The organism is Rhodococcus sp. ARP2 (assembly GCF_001029585.1).
Classification (GTDB): domain Bacteria; phylum Actinomycetota; class Actinomycetes; order Mycobacteriales; family Mycobacteriaceae; genus Rhodococcus_F; species Rhodococcus_F erythropolis.
In genome coordinates this window covers 192828-213388 of record NZ_LEKE01000083.1, presented here as the reverse complement: position 1 = coordinate 213388, position 20561 = coordinate 192828, and the positions used below count along the sequence as shown (strand labels likewise).

Annotated in this window: 20 protein-coding genes; 11 read left to right on the top strand and 9 right to left on the bottom strand. The window is 62.5% G+C overall.

Annotation, left to right across the window (positions count from 1 at the left end; translation table 11 throughout):
- Window positions 1-108: 108 nt before the first annotated feature.
- The 6 genes from ABX74_RS22065 to ABX74_RS22040 are packed head-to-tail and all read left to right on the top strand — an operon-like array spanning window position 109 to window position 7028.
- Window positions 109-1272, top strand: coding sequence for a steroid 3-ketoacyl-CoA thiolase (locus tag ABX74_RS22065; RefSeq protein ID WP_047889710.1), 1164 nt, complete (start codon window positions 109-111; stop codon window positions 1270-1272).
- Between the two features lie 34 nt (window positions 1273-1306).
- Window positions 1307-3487, top strand: a complete 2181-nt coding sequence (locus ABX74_RS22060; protein ID WP_047889699.1) for an acyl-CoA dehydrogenase — start codon at window positions 1307-1309, stop codon at window positions 3485-3487.
- A gap of 7 nt (window positions 3488-3494) precedes the next feature.
- Entirely contained in the window at window positions 3495-4697 is a 1203-nt protein-coding gene (locus ABX74_RS22055) for a lipid-transfer protein (RefSeq protein ID WP_047889698.1), read from the top strand.
- Complete coding sequence (locus ABX74_RS22050) at window positions 4697-5566, top strand: MaoC/PaaZ C-terminal domain-containing protein (RefSeq protein ID WP_021331978.1); 870 nt, start codon at window positions 4697-4699, stop codon at window positions 5564-5566. The genes ABX74_RS22055 and ABX74_RS22050 overlap by 1 nt, the downstream gene beginning before the upstream one ends.
- A complete protein-coding gene (locus ABX74_RS22045; protein WP_021331979.1) occupies window positions 5566-6216 on the top strand; it encodes a PaaI family thioesterase in 651 nt (216 codons plus the stop codon). Before ABX74_RS22050 ends, ABX74_RS22045 begins: the two co-directional genes overlap by 1 nt.
- 23 nt (window positions 6217-6239) lie before the next feature.
- Window positions 6240-7028 (top strand): SDR family NAD(P)-dependent oxidoreductase, encoded by a 789-nt coding sequence (locus tag ABX74_RS22040; protein ID WP_029256266.1) that lies wholly within the window; start codon window positions 6240-6242, stop codon window positions 7026-7028.
- Between the two features lie 31 nt (window positions 7029-7059).
- Here ABX74_RS22040 and ABX74_RS22035 read toward each other — a convergent pair whose 3' ends face one another.
- Window positions 7060-7884, bottom strand: a complete 825-nt coding sequence (locus ABX74_RS22035; protein ID WP_047889697.1) for a mycofactocin-coupled SDR family oxidoreductase — start codon at window positions 7882-7884, stop codon at window positions 7060-7062.
- A gap of 135 nt (window positions 7885-8019) precedes the next feature.
- Here ABX74_RS22035 and ABX74_RS22030 point away from each other — a divergent pair, with 135 nt between their 5' ends.
- Complete coding sequence (locus ABX74_RS22030; protein ID WP_020909150.1) at window positions 8020-8202, top strand: hypothetical protein; 183 nt, start codon at window positions 8020-8022, stop codon at window positions 8200-8202.
- A gap of 40 nt (window positions 8203-8242) precedes the next feature.
- Here the strand turns inward: ABX74_RS22030 and ABX74_RS22025 are convergent, their stop codons facing one another.
- The 5 genes from ABX74_RS22025 to ABX74_RS22005 all read right to left on the bottom strand — a co-directional run bounded on the left by ABX74_RS22025 (window position 8243) and on the right by ABX74_RS22005 (window position 13370).
- Window positions 8243-9739: a DUF222 domain-containing protein gene (locus tag ABX74_RS22025; protein WP_047889696.1), complete on the bottom strand. Its 1497-nt coding sequence runs from the start codon at window positions 9737-9739 to the stop codon at window positions 8243-8245.
- A 78-nt stretch (window positions 9740-9817) separates the two neighbouring features.
- Entirely contained in the window at window positions 9818-10333 is a 516-nt protein-coding gene (locus ABX74_RS22020) for a nuclear transport factor 2 family protein (protein ID WP_042952939.1), read from the bottom strand.
- A gap of 1 nt (window position 10334) precedes the next feature.
- Window positions 10335-11231, bottom strand: a complete 897-nt coding sequence (locus ABX74_RS22015; protein ID WP_047889695.1) for a TIGR03619 family F420-dependent LLM class oxidoreductase — start codon at window positions 11229-11231, stop codon at window positions 10335-10337.
- A gap of 10 nt (window positions 11232-11241) precedes the next feature.
- Window positions 11242-11712 (bottom strand): nuclear transport factor 2 family protein, encoded by a 471-nt coding sequence (locus ABX74_RS22010; RefSeq protein WP_047889694.1) that lies wholly within the window; start codon window positions 11710-11712, stop codon window positions 11242-11244.
- Window positions 11709-13370: a class I adenylate-forming enzyme family protein gene (locus tag ABX74_RS22005; RefSeq protein WP_003940339.1), complete on the bottom strand. Its 1662-nt coding sequence runs from the start codon at window positions 13368-13370 to the stop codon at window positions 11709-11711. Before ABX74_RS22005 ends, ABX74_RS22010 begins: the two co-directional genes overlap by 4 nt.
- A 254-nt stretch (window positions 13371-13624) precedes the next feature.
- Between ABX74_RS22005 and ABX74_RS22000 the strand changes: the two genes are divergently transcribed.
- From ABX74_RS22000 to ABX74_RS21990, 3 genes are read left to right on the top strand one after another with little or no spacing between them, the layout of a single operon-like run.
- The gene (locus ABX74_RS22000; RefSeq protein WP_370627632.1) at window positions 13625-15256 is read left to right on the top strand and encodes an AMP-binding protein; all 1632 of its coding nucleotides are present in this window, start codon (window positions 13625-13627) and stop codon (window positions 15254-15256) included.
- Complete coding sequence (locus tag ABX74_RS21995; protein ID WP_020909144.1) at window positions 15253-16083, top strand: SDR family NAD(P)-dependent oxidoreductase; 831 nt, start codon at window positions 15253-15255, stop codon at window positions 16081-16083. Before ABX74_RS22000 ends, ABX74_RS21995 begins: the two co-directional genes overlap by 4 nt.
- On the top strand, window positions 16080-16961 hold the full coding sequence (locus tag ABX74_RS21990) for an LLM class F420-dependent oxidoreductase (protein ID WP_046379290.1): 882 nt from the start codon (window positions 16080-16082) through the stop codon (window positions 16959-16961). The genes ABX74_RS21995 and ABX74_RS21990 overlap by 4 nt, the downstream gene beginning before the upstream one ends.
- A gap of 12 nt (window positions 16962-16973) precedes the next feature.
- On the opposite strand, the gene ABX74_RS21985 is transcribed toward ABX74_RS21990, so the two are convergent.
- Window positions 16974-18236 (bottom strand): TetR/AcrR family transcriptional regulator, encoded by a 1263-nt coding sequence (locus ABX74_RS21985; protein WP_047889692.1) that lies wholly within the window; start codon window positions 18234-18236, stop codon window positions 16974-16976.
- A 210-nt stretch (window positions 18237-18446) separates the two neighbouring features.
- Here ABX74_RS21985 and ABX74_RS21980 point away from each other — a divergent pair, with 210 nt between their 5' ends.
- Window positions 18447-18686, top strand: coding sequence for a LuxR C-terminal-related transcriptional regulator (locus tag ABX74_RS21980; RefSeq protein WP_020909141.1), 240 nt, complete (start codon window positions 18447-18449; stop codon window positions 18684-18686).
- 37 nt (window positions 18687-18723) lie between these two features.
- Here ABX74_RS21980 and ABX74_RS21975 read toward each other — a convergent pair whose 3' ends face one another.
- Together ABX74_RS21975 and ABX74_RS21970 are read right to left on the bottom strand one after the other, a co-directional pair.
- On the bottom strand, window positions 18724-19287 hold the full coding sequence (locus ABX74_RS21975) for a GtrA family protein (protein ID WP_029256256.1): 564 nt from the start codon (window positions 19285-19287) through the stop codon (window positions 18724-18726).
- 65 nt (window positions 19288-19352) lie between these two features.
- Window positions 19353-20558, bottom strand: coding sequence for an enhanced intracellular survival protein Eis (locus ABX74_RS21970; RefSeq protein WP_029537021.1), 1206 nt, complete (start codon window positions 20556-20558; stop codon window positions 19353-19355).
- Window positions 20559-20561: the final 3 nt, after the last annotated feature.

Sequence of the window (20561 nt, the reverse complement as noted above, 5' to 3'; positions counted from 1 at the left end):
GATGACGTTCATTCCGGCATTGCCCTGACATCAACAATAGAATACATTACAGAAAAGTTGACGGTGAGTCAGCTCACCGACCGAAAACTCCACGAAGGAGCGCACATCATGGGTCATGCAGTCATCGTCGAGGCCGCTCGGACACCGATCGGCCGTCGTCGCGGCGCCCTGGCGGGGCTGCACCCCGCCGAGATTCTGGGAGCAGCGCAACTCGGCGTTCTCGAACGAGCAGGCGTCGCACCGGAAGACATCGGGCAGATCATCGGTGGCTGTGTCACCCAGGCAGGTGAGCAGTCCAACAACGTCACGCGGCAAGCGTGGCTGCACGCCGGATTGCCGTACAGCACAGCGGCAACCACCATCGACTGCGCCTGTGGATCTGCCCAGCAGGCAGTGCATTTGATCTCCGGCCTGATTTCCTCAGGTCAGATCTCGGCCGGTATCGGCTGTGGCGTCGAGGCGATGAGCCGTGTGTTCCTGGGCCAGGCAAACGCGCCCGGTACGGGAAACCCGTACCCGGACGACTGGACCATCGACATGGGCGACCAGTTCACCTCTGCGCAGCGTATCGCCGAGAAGCGTGGCATCACACGCGCCGACGTCGACGCCTTCGGCCTGGAATCGCAGCGCCGCGCAGCCCAGGCTTGGGCAGAAGGACGCTTCGACCGTGAGATCGTGCCCGTCAAGGCTCCTGTCGTCACCAAGGAAGGTGTGCCGACCGGTGAGATCGCCACTGTCACGCGCGACGGTGGCCTGCGCGAGACGACAGCCGAGGCGCTGGGCGGACTCAAGCCGGTCATCGAAGGCCATATCCACACCGCCGGCAACTCGTCGCAGATCAGTGACGGCGCGGCTGCGGTACTGCTGATGAGCGAAGAGCGCGCGCAGGAGTTGGGATTGAAGCCCCGCGCGCGGATCGTCGCGTCCGGCATGGTCGGATCTGATCCCTTCTATCACCTGGACGGACCGATCGAGTCCACTCAGATGGTGCTCGACAAGGCCGGAATGACTCTGAACGACATCGATCTCGTCGAAATCAACGAAGCGTTCGCCTCGGTAGTGCTCTCCTGGGCGCAGGTTCACGACGCAGATCTGTCCAAGGTCAACGTCAACGGCGGTGCGATCGCACTCGGGCATCCCGTCGGTTCGACCGGCGCTCGTCTGATCACGACCGCGCTGCACGAACTCGAGCGCTCGAACAAGTCCACGGGGCTGGTCACGATGTGCGCCGGTGGCGCTCTCTCTACCGCCACCATCATCGAACGCATCTGACCCGTACTCAAACTGTCGAATTGACGAGGTAGACATGACCATTGGATTGAGTGAAGAAGATCGTGACCTCCGCGACTCCGTACGGGGCTGGGCGGCACGTCACGCAACACCCACCGCTATCCGTGAAGCGGTCGAGGCGAAGGTCGAAACTCGCCCCCAACTCTGGAGCGGGCTTGCCGAGCAGGGACTTCTCGGACTACACGTGGCCGAGGAATTCGGTGGCGCTGGATACGGATTGGTCGAGCTCGCGATCGTCGTCGAGGAACTCGGGCGCTCCATGGTTCCCGGCACGTTCCTGCCGACAGTCGTGGTCAGCGCCGTTCTCAGCGACGCCGGAGTCACCGCTCCGCTGGCCGGACTGGTCGACGGCAGCACGCTCGGAGCCGTTGCACTGCAGCCGGGTTCGCTGAAGATCGCCCGCGACGGCGACACCGCCACCCTCAGCGGAACGTCCAGCCAGATTCTCGGTGGCCATGTCGGCGACGTGTTCCTCCTCGCGACGGACAGCGGATTCGTTCTGCTCGGACGTGACCGCCTCGAGGTCACGGACTTGGCCAGTTACGACGTCGTACGTCGTAACTCCGAGGTCACCGTCGACGGTCTGATCCTCGCCGATTCCGAGATCCTCACCATCGATACGCAGCGTGTGCTCGACATTGCCGCAACACTGTTCGCGGCCGAGGCATCAGGTTTGGCCGACTGGGCCGTCACGACCTCGGCCGACTACGCGAAGGTGCGTCAGCAGTTCGGTCGCCCGATCGGCCAGTTCCAGGGCGTCAAGCACAAGGCCGCTCGGATGCTCGCTCTTGCCGAGCAGGCGCGCGTCTGCGCGTGGGACGCTGCGCGCGCACTGACGCCCGCCAACGGCGTCGGTGCCGAAGAGGCTTCTCTCGCAGCAGCCGTCGCTGGAGCCACGGCCCTCGAAGCCGGCTTCTCCGTCACGCGTGACTGCATCCAGGTGCTCGGCGGAATCGGCTACACGTGGGAGCACGACGCGCACCTGTACCTGCGCCGCGCGCAGTCCCTGCGAATTCTGCTGGGTTCCACGGCATCCTGGCGTCGTCGCGTTGCCGAGCTGACCATTGCCGGCACCCGTCGCGTGCTCAGCATCGAGTTGCCGCCCGAGGCCGAGGCGATCCGCGCCGACGTCCGCGCCGAGCTCGCTCCTGCACTCGAACTCGAAGGTGCCGCGCAGAAGACGTATCTCGCGGAAAAGGGCTACACCGCACCGCACTTCACGGCTCCGTGGGGCAAGTCCGCCGACGCCGTCAGCCAGCTGGTCATCGCCGAAGAACTGCGCGCTGCGAAGATCAAGCCGCACGACATGATCATCGGCAACTGGGTCATCCCGACGCTCATCGCGCACGGCAACGAAGAGCAGCTTGCCAAGTTCGTCCCGCCGTCATTGCGCGGCGACATCGTCTGGTGTCAGCTCTTCTCCGAGCCCGGCGCAGGTTCCGACCTCGCGGCTCTGAGCACCAAGGCCACCAAGGTCGACGGTGGCTGGAAGTTGCAGGGCCAGAAGGTGTGGACGTCGATGGCACGCGACGCGCACTGGGGAATCTGCCTCGCGCGCACCGACGCCGACGCCCCCAAGCACAAGGGCCTGTCCTACTTCCTGATCGACATCAAGAACAGCGGCCTCGACATTCGCCCGCTTCGCGAGATCACCGGCGAAGCGCTGTTCAACGAAGTCTTCTTCGACGACGTCTTCGTCCCCGACGAGTGCCTGGTCGGCGAGCCGGGCGACGGCTGGAAGCTCGCTCGCACCACACTGGCCAACGAGCGTGTCTCGCTGTCCAACGACTCGTCTCTCGGATCGGGTGGTGAGGCTCTTCTGAGCCTGGTCGACGGACTACCCGGTGGCATCGACGACGAGCAGCTGACGGTGCTCGGAAAGGTGCTGTGCGACGCGCAATCCGGCGGTCTGCTCGGTCTGCGCACCACGCTGCGCTCGCTCACCGGCGCGCAGCCGGGGGCCGAATCCTCGGTGGCGAAGTTGATCGGTGTCGAGCACATCCAGCAGGTCTGGGATGTGGCAATGGAGTGGGCCGGGCCGAGTTCACTTCTGGGCGACCAGCATCGGATGTCTGCAACCCAGATGTTCTTGAACTCGCAGTGCATGTCCATCGCGGGTGGTACAACCAATGTTCAGCTCAACATCATCGGTGAGCGAATCCTGGGTCTGCCTCGCGACCCCGAACCGGGAAAGTGACCTGCACATGAGCAATCGCACCTTCGTCATCGGCGTGGGCATGACCAAGTTCGAGAAGATCGAGACCCGCGACTGGGAATACCCGGACATGGTGACCGAAGCCGTCTCGAATGCGCTCACCGATGCCGGGATCAGCTACGACCAGATCCAGCGTGCTGCAGTCGGTTACGTGTTCAACGCGTCGACAGCAGGCCAGCGTGCCCTGTACGAAACGGGTCTGTCCGGTATCCCGATCTTCAACGTCAACAATAACTGCGCCACCGGCTCGACGGCACTGATGATGGCGCGCGAGTGGGTACAGGCCGGACAAGCGGACTGCGCACTGGCCGTCGGCTTCGAAAAGATGACCAAAACGGCGCTGACCGGAACCGGTGAGATGCCCAAGGTCACCACTTTGGATTCGCAGCTGAAGATCATGGTCGAGGACTACGGCTTCGCCCGATCGCCCATGACCGCTCAGTTGTTCGGTAATGCCGCCGTCGAGCACATGAAGAAGTACGGCACTACGGTCGAGCAGATTGCAGCCGTGGCGGTCAAGAACCACAAGCACTCGGTCAACAATCCGTATGCGCAGTTCCGTGACGAGTACACCCTCGAACAGGTGCTCGGCGACAAGATGATTCACGAGCCGCTGACGCGCTCGCAGTGTTCACCGACTTCGGACGGTGCCGGTGCTGCCGTCGTCGTGAGTGAGAAGTTCGTCCGTGAGCACGGACTCGAGGACCGTGCGATCGAGATCGTCGCTCAGGCCATGACCACCGACACCTCGGCAGCGTTTGCCGAGAAGTCGATGATCGACGTAGTCGGCGCGCCGATGACGGCTGCGGCCGCCGAGCAGGTCTTTGCCGAAGCCGGCATCAGCATCGACGACGTCGATGTCATCGAACTGCACGACTGCTTCGCGATCAACGAGATCATCACCTACGAAGGTCTCGGAATGTGTGGCGCCGGTGAAGGCGGAAACCTCGTCGAATCCGGTGCCACTACGTACGGCGGCCAGTGGGTCGTCAACCCGTCTGGCGGTCTGATCTCGAAGGGCCACCCGCTGGGTGCCACCGGGCTGGCACAGTGCGCCGAACTGACGTGGCAGCTTCGCGGGACCGCAGACGCTCGCCAGGTCGAAGGCGCACGAATCGGATTGCAGCACAACCTCGGACTGGGCGGCGCGTGCGTCGTGACCGTCTACCGAGCCGGAACTTTGGAGAACTGATGGCTATCGATCTCGAGGTGGCATTGTCCGCCGAACCGACTGTGCGCGAAGCGTCGTGGACGGACCGCGACGTCATGCTCTACCAGTTGGGGCTCGGCGCCGGCGTGAACGCTCTGGATCCCGCCGAGCTCACCTGGGTGTACGAAAATGGTCTGAAAGTGCTCCCGACCTTTGCAATGGTTGCAGGCCAGGGAGTTTCGGCGGGTGTACTGCCCGCAGCGTCGATGAGTATGCCGGGAATCGACATCGACCTGCGCAAGATTTTGCACGGTGGGCAGTCGCTGACACTTCACGCGCCGATCCCGTCGACGGGTGCTGCTCGTATTTCCACTCGCATCGCTGACGTGTGGGACAAGGGCAAGGCTGCCGTCATCGTGCTCGAGACGGCGGCCGAGGACCTTGACGGGAATCCGTTGTGGACCACCGGAATGCAGATCTGGGCCCGCGGCGAAGGTGGCTTCGGCGGCAGCGCCGGTCCCGAAGTTGTTGCCGGGGTGCCTGACCGGGCGCCCGACAAGGTACTGACGTCGAGCACGAGTACCTCACAAGCTCTGGTGTACCGACTCAGTGGAGACATGAACCCGCTGCACGCTGATCCCTCCTTCGCGAAGATGGCGGGATTCGACGCTCCGATTCTGCACGGTCTGGCGTCGTACGGCATCGTCTGCAAGGCGGTGGTCGACGGAATTCTCGACGGAGATCCGACGCGGGTGAAGAACTACTCGGTGCGGTTCGCCGGTTCGCTGTTCCCCGGCGAATCCATCACCACCTCGGTATGGCAGGACGGCAACACACTGACCTTGGCGGCGACGTGCCCCGAGCGCGAGAACTCCCCGGTTCTCACACACGCAACAATGGAGATCAACTGATGGACCTCGGCACGCACCCCACGGCAGCCACACACCCGGGCGGCACGGTTTTGACGTCGCCGCCGCAGGACGCCCCGGTCGACCGGGCCACGGCAGCAGCGCGTCGCGTTGTCGACGCGATGCTGCGCACCGACCGCGGAAACGCCAATCTGGATCGGGTTGCGGAGGAGCTCAACAGCATTGCCGAGCACCTCGAGCAGCACTCGCCCGAGGTGGCCGAGCGCTTGATCGACATGTGGAACGGTGAGGGCGTGACTCGTCACGATCCGGTGACCGGTCCCGAGAATGCCATTGCGCCGCCGCTGGTTCTTGAAGGGCTCGCTGACGGGTCGGTGCAGGGAGTGGTCACGTTGACGCTGCCGTACCAGGGCCCTCCCGGCCATGTACACGGCGGTGTTTCGGCGCTGCTGCTCGATCACGTTCTTGGCGTCGCGAACGCCTGGGGTGGAACTTCCGGCATGACAGCACAATTGAGCACTCGGTACCATCGCCCGACTCCACTGTTCGAGCCCCTCACGATCAGCGGCAAATTCCTTTCCAAGGACGGCCGCAAGATTCACACCGTCGGTGAGATCAAGACTGCGGACGGCGAATTGTGTGTGTCGGTAGAGGGATTGTTCATCGACAAGACCGTGCCGCGCCCCAGGTAGGGGTTCTGATGAAGGAGGGCCCAGTGGGCAAGCTCGACGGACGTGTAGCAGTGGTCACCGGTGCCGGTATGGGCATCGGGCGCGGAGTGGCAGGCGCGTTCGCGCGTGAAGGCGCGTCGGTGTTGGTTGCCGAGATCGACGAGGCAGCGGGCCTCGAAACGACCCAGTGGTTGCGGGACGAATGGGGCGCGGAGGCGGAATTCGTCCGGACCGACGTCACCGACAAAGCTCAGGTTGTTGCCATGGTCGACAAGTCCGTCGAGCGGTTCGGACGCCTCGACATCCTGGTCAACAATGCTTGGCGGACTTTCGGTTTCGCTCGGCTCGAGAAGATGACCGACGAGCAATTGCGCGGCGGTTTCGACATGGCAGTGATGGCCGCTTTCTGGGCCATGCAGGCTGCATTGCCGGAACTCGAGCGTCACGGCACCGGCCGCGTGATCAACATGTGCAGCCTCAACGGCGTGAATGCTCACATGTACTCGGTCCAGTACAACGCGGCCAAGGAAGCATTGCGAACGCTGACTCGCACTGCTGCCCGCGAGTGGGCTCCCAAGCACGTGAACTGCAACGTCATCTGTCCCGGTGCGCAGAGTGCGGCGTACAAGCGTGTCGCCGAAGCCAATCCGGAAAACGCGGCAGTGATGGCCGCACAGAACCCGATGGGGCGGATCGGCGATCCCCTCGACGACATCGGCCCCGTTGCGGCCTTCCTGGCGAGCGACGACAGCCGTTACGTCACCGGCAACACTCTCTTCGTCGACGGTGGTGGGCACATCAACGGTGTGCAGTGGGCGCCGACCGTCGACTGATCGGCAGTAATTCGGCTCGAGAATCCGGCGTCTATTTGGCCGTGAATCCCGCATCGACCGGCAACGCGATACCTGTGACGTATCGAGCCTGATCCGAGACCAACCAGGCTATCGCGTTGCTGACGTCGGAAGCTTCGATCAGCCCGACGTCCAAGAGATTGCCGACATCGGCTCCGCTCGATGCGGGAGAGTCTGCGAACAGTTTCGCGACGGCATCGTTGACGACCATCGGTGTATTCGCTCCCGCCGGATGCACGGAGTTGACACGAATGTTGTGGGGAGCAAGCCAGTGCGCCCACGTGCGCCCCAACCCGACGATGGCGTGTTTACTCGCGCAGTAGCCGTCGGATCCGCCGGTTCCATCACCTCCGCGGCCGACAAGTCCCAGTGTTGATCCGGTCAGGACTATTGCGCCGCCTCTCCCTTGCTCGATCATCGCGGGCGCTGCGGCCTGGACGGTATTCCAGACGCCGAAAAGATTGACCTCCATCTGGTCGCGGAAGGCGCGGGCATCGTCGATGTCCGGGGACATCATGCCGATACCGGCGTTGGCCAGGACGATGTCGAGGCTGCCCAACACTGCGATACCTTCGGATATCGCAGCTCCCAGCGCGGGTAAATCGCGAACGTCGACTTCTCGCGCGACGACATTTCGCCCGAGGGCGTCGATCATTGCCGTTGTCTGCCTCAAATCCTCGGCGGTACCCATCGGGTAGGCCACCGATTCGATCTGGCGGCAGATGTCGAGTGCAATGATGTCGGCGCCCTCCTGCGCCAATCGCACGGCATGGCTTCGGCCCTGACCTCGGGCGGCTCCGGTGATCAGCGCGGTTTTGCCTTCCAACTGTCCGGGCATGGGTGCTCCGTTCGTCGTGAATCATGAGTACTCGGTCATGAGTACTGACTCGAGGGGACGGCGAAACTCGTCGCCGGCGACGTAGTCTGAGTTCAGATACAGCGGGAACTCGCTTCGGAAGAGAAGAGGCTCGGTATGTCCGATTGGGAGAAGAAGTTCGAAGCTGAAGCCAAGGGCCTCCTGGCAGAGGTTGAAGAAGAGCTGACCGTCCTCGAAGGTGTCGACACCATCGATCCGTTTGGTGAAGACGATCCGGACCCGGTTGCTGGAGACGATCCGTCAGCGGGAGATGACGACACCAAGCCGGCCTCAGACTGACCCTGCGACACGTCGACGCGCCTCGACGCCGCTCGGTATCTCAGAACGGTGGCGGGTCGTCCCCGTAGTCGATGGGTTCTCGGTGGGCTCGCGGTGATTTCCGCCGCTTACGTTGAGCGCGTTGTTCTAGCTGCCTTTGAATCCGTCGGCGTTGACGATTGCGTTCGGACTGGATACGGGCGGCCTTGTTCTCCGCCTGGGTCCGCCGATCTCGACCGCACTGCGGCGGCATCGGGCCGTGCGGCCCGGCTATCAACCCTGCGGGGCGTGTTCGGTAGCAATGCCCGGTCGGCGAAGTCAGCGACATGGTCCGATCCTCGTTCGACGCGAATCGCCACCGGTCGGAATGCTTGAGGCGATGGTGGTTGCGGCAGAACGCACTCATATTCGATTCGACTGTCTTGCCGCCGCGTTCGGGGTCGCCATGATGGAACGGTTCATTGTGGTCCAGATCGGAATTCCAGGCCGGGACATCACAATGCAGCCATTGGCAGCTGCCCGCGATGATCCGCAACCAGGTATCGAGAACTGAACCAGGCCGGTAGACGTACGCCGAACCGGGCACCGATTCGGTGGCGGTATCAGCGGGTACTCGGACGTTTCGAATTACGGCGTCTTGGGCGATGTCGCGAGCATGCTCAGCGCTGATCACCCCGTACCCGTCGAGGTGAGCGGGCTCGCCGCCTCCGCGCAGAGTGGAATCAGTCATCACGACGTGAACCACGGGCCGACGAACGACAACACCACCGCTACGATCCTGCGGGCAATCAGCTCGGCCACAGTTGCACGGCAAGAACGGTGATCCGTTGGTCAACTCGAAGAGCGCGTCGGCTCGTCGCTGCTCGTATGTTCGAGAGTCGTTTCGGCATACCGACATTGCCAACTCGCGTAGTCGGCCGTCGAATGCCCGAGCTTGCTCTGCCGGAATGCTTCCCAAGATCTTTGCCATCCCGTCCTCGGCAGCGCTGACCCCGACGAACCGATCGGTGAGAGCACGGCGTCGACGTTCTCGCATACCTTCCGGGTCCACCATCGCCACGATCCGATCGATCGCCGCTGTCAGTCGCCTTCCCGTCAAGCCCGTTCCGCCGGCTACTGGTGGGGCGAGAACCTGCTCGAGCAGTAGTCGTTCCACCTCGTCGATCAATTCGTCTTTCACGTTCGCGGTCGCGGAATCGATCAAACCAACTCGGTACAGATCCAACTCGCCACGCGCCATCGCCGCTCGAGTGCGATGCAAACGAGTCTTCAACGAGAACCCCAACCCGATCAGCTTGCCGGCAGCCGCGCGGCCCATCGTCAGTGACGCACCGACTTCTGATTCAGCCAACTCGTGTGCGGTCGACGACCACGCACCACTGGCGGCATGCTCTGAGCTTCGCCGCGAAAAGAACTCGGCAATCACAGCGAGCTTGCGTTCGACCAGCATCGCCTCACATGCGTGCAGATCTGTCATGAGATCAACCAGCGCACAATCAGTTTCGGTACCGGTCAGCTGCGCTGAGATACCGAAGAGCTCTGTTGTCGGGTTGAACATGCATCCATTCTATTCGAATGTGTGTTCGATATGAACTGAATTCTCAAATCAGTCGGAATAGTCCGAGTTTTCTGATTCTCAGCGAATTTCCAAGGCCTGTCGTAGTGCGCTCAGAGGATCCGAGGCGTCACGACGCCCACGCGGACCAGGCCCTTCGGGGTTGACGAAGCGGCCCTCGTCCGAGCGAGTCCACTCTCGTACGGCCCATCGCTCCTTGATCGCCCAGCGACCGTTGCGACGCTCCATGTGGTCGATGAATCGCGCACCGCTGGTGAAGTTGATCATCCCGATGCCTTCGGGCCCACCCCAGTGTGTGGACATCGAATACGCCTCGCTGATCGCGTGGTCGCCGTGCAGTTCGACCAGATGGTTGCCGATGTGATGCATCGTGCCGCCGATCGCCGAGAGTTTTGGTGTCACCCAGGCGATGTACTCGTCGATGTTGCCGTCGAATCCGGTGTGATGGTCGATCGCATCCGGGTGGTAGGCGCTGCGGACGAGATCGAAGTCGAGGCGGTCGATGCCACGGCAGTACGTCAGAACCACCTCACGGATTGCCTGCTTGTCGATGAGATCTTGCAGTGCCCGGTCCATGTCACGCCTCCTTGATGCTGGTCATCCAGTCGAGTAGTTCTGGTAGTTCTTCGGCAGCGCAATCGAATACGGCGGGTCGGAGAACGACGACGGACGCGCCGCGGGCGAACCAGTCCCGGGCCTTGTCTGCGGTTGCCGAGAGGTCGACGGACCCGTTGTCGCGTCGAACCGGCGCCGCAGACACTTGCACGCGCGCCGACTCCGGGTCACGTTGGTGGGCTTCGAACGTGTTGCGCAACAGTGCAACACTGTCGGTGAACGTTCCCAGATCGGTCGGGTTCACGGTCCAGCCGTCTGCGACGCGTGCGATGCGGTCGAAGTTCCGCCGGCTTGGTCCGAAACCGAAGAGCACCGGTATTCGGGGTTGGATCGGCAGCGGGAGGCTGTGGTAGTTCTCGAAAGCGAAGTCGCGTCCCTGGAAGGTGGCCGGTGCATTGGTCCACAGTTCGCGGCAGGCTGCGACGGTCTCCTCCATGCGCCCGAATCGCGCGTCGAAAGGCATGTTGGTGGCGGTGTATTCAGCTTCTTGCCATCCAACGCCGAAACCCATGACAGTTCGACCTTCGGACAATGAGTCGAGAGTGGCAACCTGTTTTGCGAGCAGGGCCGCCGGGCGAACAGTGGCGATCAGAACCGATACTCCGAGGCGAGCTCGTTCCGTCACCGCGGCGATCGAAGACAGAAATGAAATCGGTTCGTACCAAGGGTGATCCAACGGGAACAGGAAGTTGTGTTCGACTACCCGCTGGGCGTGAGCGTCGGCATTGAACCCGAGGTGGTCGCCGGTGCAGATCAGATCGATCCCGGCACTGTCAGCACCCGCGGCGAAGTCCAAGACCGGGCGGACCTTGCCGTCGAACAGGGCCTCGAGACCCAAAACGTTGACACCGATTTCCACAGTCGTTCCTCTACAGTGCCCGCTTGGCATGAGCGGACATGTCGCCCATGTTGTCCAAACAGAAGAGCCTCGAGCTGAACTGCCAGGACCCGTCGATGCACGAGAAGCGATCGAAGTAGCGTCCCGACAAAATAGGTTGCAGGGCAAGATCTTCGGTACCTTGTATGACCGTGACGTACGAGAGCGCCGTCGCTGATTCACCGTCGACCGAGATTCGCGTGTTGGTCAGCAGATGTTTGGTGCGTGGAACCGGCGGATCTCCGTACATCCGAATGAAGCCGCTGCAGGCTGCGAACACTGCGTCGGCGTCGGACGAAATGAGAGTGGTGGCAACCCCGTCCGGTCCGCACTGCCCGTAGTCGGACTGGGCGAACAATGCAGCGACTTCACCCAATCTGCCCTGATCGATCAGATGCGTGTACTCACAGAGCAGGTCACGGATCGCAGACTCGGCGACGATCCGTGACAGCTCCGCGGTCATACGGTGATCTCGCGCCGAACCATCTTGCCGGTTGCGTTGCGAGGCAACAGATCACTGGTGATGCGCCACTTCGACGGCACCTTGAAGTAGGAAAGTCGCTCGGCGGCGTAGTCGCGCAGCTCCGCCTCCGTGGTGGCAGCCCCGGGACGCAGTACAACCACGGCGGACACTTCCTGGCCGAGGTCGGGGTGCGGCATGCCGATGACAGCGCACTCGATCACGTCGGGGTGCTCGTCGAGCGTCTGCTCGATCTCGGTGGGGTAGACGTTCTCGCCACCACGCAGGATCAGGTCGGAACGACGACCGGTGAGACGGAGACGTCCGTTCTCGATGACGCCGAAATCGCCGGTGCGGAGCCAGCGTCCCGGTGCAATTGCAGACTCGGTCGCCTCGTCGTTCTCCCAGTATCCGAGCATGACGAACGGGCTGCGCACGCACACTTCACCTTCGATGCCGTCCGGCAGCCACTCGCCGAAGGGATCGCGAATCTCCATCGAGACGGTGATGATCGGACGTCCGAGAGTACCTGGGAACTCTTCGAGTTCGGCGCCGACGGCGACCGCAATTGCGGTGCTGCATTCGGTGAGGCCGTAACTGTCGACCAGAGCGTTGCGTGCGAACGGCACCTGCTCCTTGAGGCGTTCCTTGAACGCGGGCGACGACGGCGCGGACGCCAGCGAGAATGCAGTCAACGAAGAGACGTCGTACTTGGCGATGTTGCCGTGTTCGAGTAGCCGCGATGCCATCGTGGGGACAGCACCCCAGTTGGTGACGCGCTCGCGTTCGACCAACCCGAGCACCTTGTCGACGTCGAAGCCGCCCTCGGTCAGGATGACGGCGCTGCCTGTCGCGAGACGGGGGACCACCAGATTGTGCAGGCTGGCGATGTGGAAGAGCGGGGAGGTGAGTAGATAACGCAATGGGCTCGGCTTGGAAGCGTCGTACTCACGGCCGGTGAATGCAGCGCCGATCGCGTCGCTGTATTTGTGGTAGTCGACGACGGCCATCACGTTGCGGTGCGAGTGGAGTGCGCCCTTGGGGCGGCCACTGGTACCGCTGGTGAACAGGATTACGGCGGGGTCGTCCTCGTCGATGTCGGTGCTCGGCACGTCGGAGCCTGCATATTCCGCGATGAGCGCGGGCAGATCCTCTTCCATGGTGAGGACCGTGATGTCTGCCGGCAGTTCGGGGAGGGCGGCGCCGCGCTTGGCGTCCACGACCAGAACCTTCGGGCGTGAGAGCTCGATCCCGTGGGTGACCTCGCGCGGAACCCACCAACCGTTGAGACCGACAGCGATCGCGCCGAGCGCCTGCGTCGCGAAGAACGTCATGACCCATTCGGGAGTGTTGGCAGCGAGGATGCCCACACGGTCGCCCTTGCGGACTCCGTACTTGTCCCGCAGAGCAGTTGCCAGCGCGGCGACGGAATCGGCGTGCTCGGTGAACGAGATTCGACGATCGCTGGTGACGAGATAGTCGCCGTCGCCCCAGGCGCGAGATGCCGAGATGAGTTCACCGATGGCGTGACCACGGTTCTTCATCACGGGCATTATGGTGCCGAGAACCTCTTCTTCGACGATCTCGAATGGCCCACCTGGACCGGTGAGGCGTGAGACCGCCTGGTCCAGAAGCAACTGCGGATCTGCGGGGGCAGTCATGGAATGGCCTTTCGTATTGTGGCGCTTTTCACGTCACAAAATCTCACGAGAAAATCATATCTGTGGCGGCGGTTACCACTGAGCGAGACTGGGGCGGTTCCGGCTTTGAGGCGTCGATACGTTCGAGTCGTATCGCAGTTGGAGTAATCGACATTCCGATATCGACTAGGACACAGGACACGATGACGAACACCGCCACCGAAGCATCTTCGAATGCAGCTCTTGCAGCTCCTCAGCGCGAGGACGTCGCGCAGATGTTGATCGACCGTCTCGGTGATCAGCACCTGGGTCTGCGGACGCGGACGCAGGACTGGAGCTGGGACGAGGTGGTGCGCGAGAGCGCGGCGCGCGGCTCGCTTGCGAAGTCGCTTCGCGCGCCTGGACCGTTTCACGTCGGAGTACTTCTGGAGAACGATCCCGAGTTCCTGTTCTGGCTCGGCGGCGCGGCCCTGACCGGGGCCACGATCGTCGGCATCAATCCGACCAGGCGTGGAGCTGAACTCGAGGCTGAGGTTCGGTACGTCGACTGCCAGCTGATCGTCACCGACAAAGCGGGCTACGAGAAGTTGTCCGGCCTTGACCTCGGACTGACCGAAGATCGTTTTGTTCTGGTCGACGACGCGTCATACCCGGACAAGATTTCCGCTCACCAGGTCGAGTCGCCTCAGATCGACCTCGGCGTCGACGCGTCGACGCTGTTCTTGCTTCTCTTCACCTCGGGCACCACCGGAATGTCCAAGGCAGTGCGGTGCAGCCAGGGGCGTCTGACGCGGTTGGCCTACGCGAACTGCGCCAAGTACGACATCGACCGCGACGACGTCTGCTACTGCTGCATGCCGCTCTTCCACGGCAACGCGTTGATGGCTCTGTGGGCGCCGGCCCTTTCGCAGGGAGCTACGGTCTGCCTCGTTCGTAAGTTCACCGCCTCGGGATTCATGCCGGACGTTCGGTTCTACGGCGCAACATATTTCACCTACGTCGGTAAGGCCTTGGGGTATCTCATGGCGACGCCGGAACTGCCCGACGACATCGAGAACACCCTCACGCACGGCTTCGGGACCGAGGCGTCGCCGGGGGACAAGGCAGAGTTCATCCGCCGTTTCGGTGCGCAGCTTTTCGAGGGATACGGTTCGAGTGAAGGTGCCGGTTCGGTCGTGCTCGATCCGAACCAACCTGCCGGCGCGCTTGGCCGTCCCGCGAGCGAGAACATCGTCATCGTCGATCCCGATACCCGCGAAGAGCGACCCCGCGCAATTCTCGACGAGCACGGTCACGTGCTGAACCCCGACGAATCCATCGGCGAGATGGTCGACAAGGCCGGATCGAAGAAATTCGAGGGGTACTACAAGAACGAAGACGCAATTGCCGAGAAGATTCGCCACGGTTGGTACTGGACAGGCGATCTCGGCTACGTCGACGAGGCCGGGTTCATCTACTTCGCCGGACGTAAGGGTGACTGGATCCGCGTCGACGGTGAGAACACCTCGGCTTTGATGATCGAGCACATCCTGCGTCGGCACCCCAAAGTGATTGCCACGGGTGTCTTCGCGGTACCGGATCCGCGTTCGGGCGATCAGGTGATGGCAGCTGTCGAGGTCGCCGACTTTGCCGATTTCGATCCGGCCGAGTTCGCCGCCTACCTTGCCGCGCAGGCGGATTTGGGTACCAAGGCAGCGCCGCGATTTGTTCGTGTTTCGACTGATCTGCCCGTCACGGGCTCCAACAAGGTACTCAAACGTGAACTTCAAGCCGACCGCTGGCGGACCGACGAACCAGTGTTCCACTGGGTGGGCCGCGGCACTCCCGAATACACGTTGATGACCGAAGCTGACGTGGTGAACCTGGAGAAGGAGTTCGAGACTCACGGCCGCACGCGGTTCCTGTGAGTGGTGTTGCGCTGGTTACCGGCGCTTCCCGGGGGATCGGCCGTGAGTGCGCGCTGGCATTCGCGCGCGCCGGATTCGACGTTGCAATCACTGCTCGCACCGTTCGTGAAGGCGAAGGGCGGGCGGCCCCGCGAACGAGGCAGGGGGAGCAGGTCATTCCGGTACCCGGCAGTCTGGAGACGACGGTTGCCGAGATCGAATCCTTCGGTGTCCGCGCATTGGCCGTTCCGATGAATCTGCTCGATCTGGCCTCCGTCCGCGGCGCCGGTGAACGGGTGCTGGCGGAGTGGGGACATGTCGACGTGTTGGTGAACAACGCCTACGCACAGACGGTCGGAAACATGGACCGGGTGCTCGACATCGAGATCGACGACGCCCAGGCGATGGCGATCGGCAACTATCTGCACCAGCTTGCGTTGATTCAGGTGATACTGCCGTCGATGATCAAGAGCGGCAACGGGGTTGTCGTCAACCTCGCATCTGGTTCGGCGACCCTGGATCCGCCTGCGCCTCCCGGCGAGGGTGGTTGGGGTTTGTCGTACGCCGCGTCGAAGGCGTCGTTCGGACGTATCGCCGGAGCGATCAACTCGGAGTATCGAGGCGCCGGAATCAAAGCGTTCAACCTGAGTCCAGGATTTGTCATCACGGAATCAGGGAAAGCCCGTGGTGGCGCGGACGCGATAGTGGAAGCCGGATTTGCGGCCACACCGGCATCCGTGCCCGCCGCTGCTGCGGTGTGGCTTGCAACAGATCCGGATGCGGACCGGTTCCTCGGTCGCGTCGTGGACGGTCCGAAATTGATGGCGACACTGGAGGAAACGGTATGAAGCTCGGCGTAGTTGTTCCGGTCGAATTGGGTCGAAGTGGAGATCCCGACTGGATTCTGCAATTCGCCCGTGCCGCCGAATCGTTGGGTTTCGACGAGATCTCGGCCGTGGAACACTCGGTTGTCATCGCGGATACGGCGAGCGAATACCCGTACTCTCCGACCGGAAAATCTCACCTACCCGATGACTGTGACATCCCGGATCCACTGGAACTACTGTCATTTGTTGCCGGCGCCACAACGACTTTGGGTCTGTCCACCGGAGTTCTGGTGCTTCCCAACCACAATCCGGTAGTGCTTGCCAAGCGCTTGGCGACGCTGGATCGACTTTCGGGTGGGCGATTGCGCATCTGTCTCGGTCTGGGCTGGATGAAGGAAGAGATCGAAGCGTGCGGCGGTGACTTCGAGCGCCGCGGCAAGGTAGCCGATGAGGCCATCGCGGTGATGCGTTCACTCTGGGAGGGCAAGGAAGCAGTCGATTTCGACGGCGATTACTTCTCGTTCAAGGGTGCGTACAGCTGGCCGAAGCCGCACCGCGAATCCGGAGTTCCGCTCTACATCGGTGGACACAGTCTCGCTGCTGCTCGGCGAGCAGGCCGGTTGGGTGATGGTTTCCAGCCGCTGGGACTGGCCGGTGAAGATCTCGACAAGGCCGTAGCAGCGATGAAAGCGGCTGCGGTGAAGGCAGATCGAGATCCTGCCGACGTATCGCTGGTACTCGGTGCGACACTGCCCAGGCTCGACGAAGCGAAACTCGACTGGGCACGCGGGTTGGGAGCCGATCGAATCGTGTTGTCCGCGAGCCGTCGTGGCACGTCGTTGGAATTGATCATCGACGAAATGGCTGAATGCTCGAAGCGGCTGGGGCTCGGCGCGTAGTCCTTTCTCTGATCAGGGATGCGCCAGCCCGTTCAGGACCATCGCGCCGACGAAGGCAGCGTTGTCGGCTGGGCTGTCCGATCGGCGGGTGAAGCACCTCAGTAGGAGGGTGTTGGTGATGCCTGCGGCGATGTCCATCGGAGCACTGATGGTCGACATCGCTCCGTTGTCCTGGCCGCGCTGCACAATCGGCGCGATGATCGAGGGAATGTTGAGTTTCTCTTTGAGCGAGAGCAGGCTCTCGGGCTCGCCGTAGGTGTCGTGGGCAACGGCAACCAGCAGTGCATCCATGAACTCTGTTTCGTCAGAGGCTAGTTGTGCGCAGCGGAGTAGGAAGTTCTCGATGATCGCGACGTCACCGAGACCGATCAGGATGTCGTCGGCAACGGTCTCTCGCAGTGAGTCCACGCGGCTCTGAAGGGCTGCCACCAAGATGTGGGGCTTGGTGGGAAACAGTTTGTTGGCGGCGGCGCGGGGAACTGCCGCCGTGTCGGCGATGTCGTTGATCTGCGTCATGAAGTATCCGCGCTTGCCGAATTCGCTACGCGCAGCGGCGAGAAACGCCGCTCGCGGATCACGCGGCAGCGGACGCGGCTCAGCGGGCTGGTCGATGGGACCGACAACGTCATCGAGGTGTTGGTGAAGGCCGGACGTGTCGACGACGGCGCCCAGTATCGCGAGCAGTGCGTCGGACATGATGTCGGGTGAGACGGAGCGGGAATCGATGCGGCTACGAATGCGGAAGCCGTCGATCACCGCGTTGACCGTGACAGCGAAGGTCTTGGTGGTGAACGGCCTTCGGAGTGTTGCGTCGGTTTTCTCGAAAAGGGCCTCGTAGGCCGCGGATACGAGCTCGTCGCGTCGACGATATTCGTTTTCCAGAGCGGTGGAGGTTCGCCGGTGTGAGCCCGCAAAAATGTGTGAGAGAAGGCTTCTTGCAGTCGACGCGTCGTTGACGATTGCGTCGAATGCCTCTTTGACGAGAGTGGTGACCGTCGGACGAAGCGCGTCGTCGTTTGCGGCCAGCTGTGCGCGCACGGTCTGCTTCACTTTGTCTGCGCTGTGCAAGGTCGATTCGGTGAGGCTGGTGATCACGGCCTCGATGAATTCGGATTTGGTTCGGAACTTGCGAAAGAACGTGGCCTGCGACGCACCGGCTTGGTTGACGACCTGTTCGCTCCGAAGTCCGCGTTCGAGAACGTCCTGAGGAGCATCGACGAGAGACGTCACGCCGGCATCGACGAATTGCATGGTGGAGGCGTCGCGGTCAGTCATCGCCGGTCCTTCGGTCGTTCGACAGTCTCTCCCGCACATAACGGGCAAACGAGACTCTACCGAGGTCAAGGCCTGCTCGAGTGGTGTTCTGAGAGTGTTCACTCTCGCTCGAGAGTTATCCCAGTCAACAAACGGAGTGACCCTGCGACCATGCTCCGTTTCCATGGGAGTTCGACCGCGCGAAAAGCCTGGAAGTTAGGGACACCACCGATGAAGACTGCTGACTCACCCAGCCTCAGTAGACGTGAAGTACAGGTGCTGTTGACCTGGATTCGCTGCGACTCGAAAGCCGAAGTCTCCCGTGAGTTGTACATCGCGGAGGGGACGGTGAATACGCATCTCGCGCGTATTCGAGGGAAGTACGACGAAGTGGGCCGGACAGCCCCGACGAAGATGGCGCTGCTTGCACGGGCCCTTCAGGACGGGCTGATCGGTATCGACGAACTCTGATCGAAGCGCGAGCGATCGGGTGCGTCGATCCGGGACGTCAGTCGAGGGCGGTGGCGTCGGTTGTCGGCGTCTTGGTGCCGGGAGTCGCTTCGATGTCGAGAACGACCTGGCTGTCGGTGGCTTCTTCGGGGAAGACGTACCGACGCATGGCCCACCAGCGGAAGGCCGTCGCCAGCAGGGTCCCGATGATCGATCCGCTGATGAAGTCCGCGAAGTTCTCCATCAACACCGACACCTCGGGTTGACGCAGGTGGAACACGTACCTGGAGGTCCAGAGAGGTACCTGGTTGATGGCCAAACCGATACCCGCGACGATGAAGAACAGAGCGGCCTCGTGATGGCGCTGTCGACCACCGCGCTGAGCAAACGACCATTCGCGGTTGAGGACGTAGGACAGAACCGTCGCGATCAGGACCGCAAGGATGTTGGCCGTCACCGGGTGCTGAGGCAGAACCGTCCACTTGATGCCGAAGAACAGCACCGTGGTGACGATGAAGGCGATGCCGCCGACCACCAGGAACTTGAGCATTTCTGCGTGCGGCAGGACGCGCACGAGAATCCGCTCAGGAAGCCTATTGACCATCTTTTCGACAAACGCCATTGTTCGAGGCTAACCCTGAATACGACCGACGGCACAAATCGTCGATGCCCGTGTCGGCAAGATCATCAGAATCCGTACCCGAGAATTGCGGGCTTCTCTGCGTTGAAAGCGAAGTCGAAATTCCGGATCTCCCGCGGATCGGACGCGTGGAGTCGGTGCGCCGCCGCGAAGGTCTTGGCCTGGTGCTCGCCCAGGTACAAGCTGCTCAGGACATCAGAGGGCATCGTGATCGCGGGCTCCGCGTCAGTGGCCGTACAGGTGGCCTTGCCACCCTTGACCTGAAGTGCAAAAGTTCCGCCGGCCTTCAGGAACGGATCTTCGACCTTGATGACGGTGTCCAGGTCAGCAGCATATTCACGAGCCTCGAGAGCCGCGGGCACGTCCATGATGCGCAGCCACAGTCGATCGGAGCGCGTCGTCGTTCGGGCAAGGCGGTAGTCCGTCAGCATCAGCCGGAGTGGATCGGCAGGATGTTGGCGTGTCTCGATCCGGGTGACGAGGTCGAGGCCGCAGATCGTGCGCCACAGCGCCGCGTGCGCGTCTTCGGTGATCGTCACGAATTCGTCGATCCGGGCGATGCTGTCGCGGCCCTCGCTCGTGTGCCGGTAAGCGATGTATCCGTCCGCGTGTGTCAGAAAGAACAGTCCGGAGGCGCCGTCACGATCCTCGGACGGGTCGGCGAACATATGGTCCCAGAGCGGTTGCGGACGCAATTGAGCGCCGGGTGTCAGCAGTCGCCAGCGATCGTAGATCTCGGGTAGAAGCGTCGAGGCAGCTTTGACGTCGACGATCGACACGCCACCGTTGTCGGGCACCTCGGGGCGGAACCGCGCGAAGCGGCGATCGAGGGTGATGCCCTCGCTGAAGGTGGCCGGGCCGTATCCGAAGCGGTTGTAGATGCCGGCCTCGCTGGCCGTCAGGGCGGCAAGTGGTGCTCCGGTCGACTCGATGTGGGCGTGAAGTGCAGTGAACATCGAGCGTAGGACGCCACGGCGACGGTGAGTCGGTGCGACGGATACCCAGGTGATTCCGCGCGTGGGGAGTTGGCGTCCGCCGGGCACGGTGAATTCCATGTCGATTTCGATGGCCACGCCGACGGGTAGGTCACCGTCGACGGCGAGGATGATGTCCTCGGGCTTGTAGAGAGCCTTCGTCAGTTCGCTGACCGCGGGAGACGGGTGAAAACCGAACCCCACCGAGTCGAGTAGTTGGAGAGCCGGCCAGTCGCTCTCGGTAGCGGTGCGGATGGTGATCTTGTTTTCGGGGCTCACGTA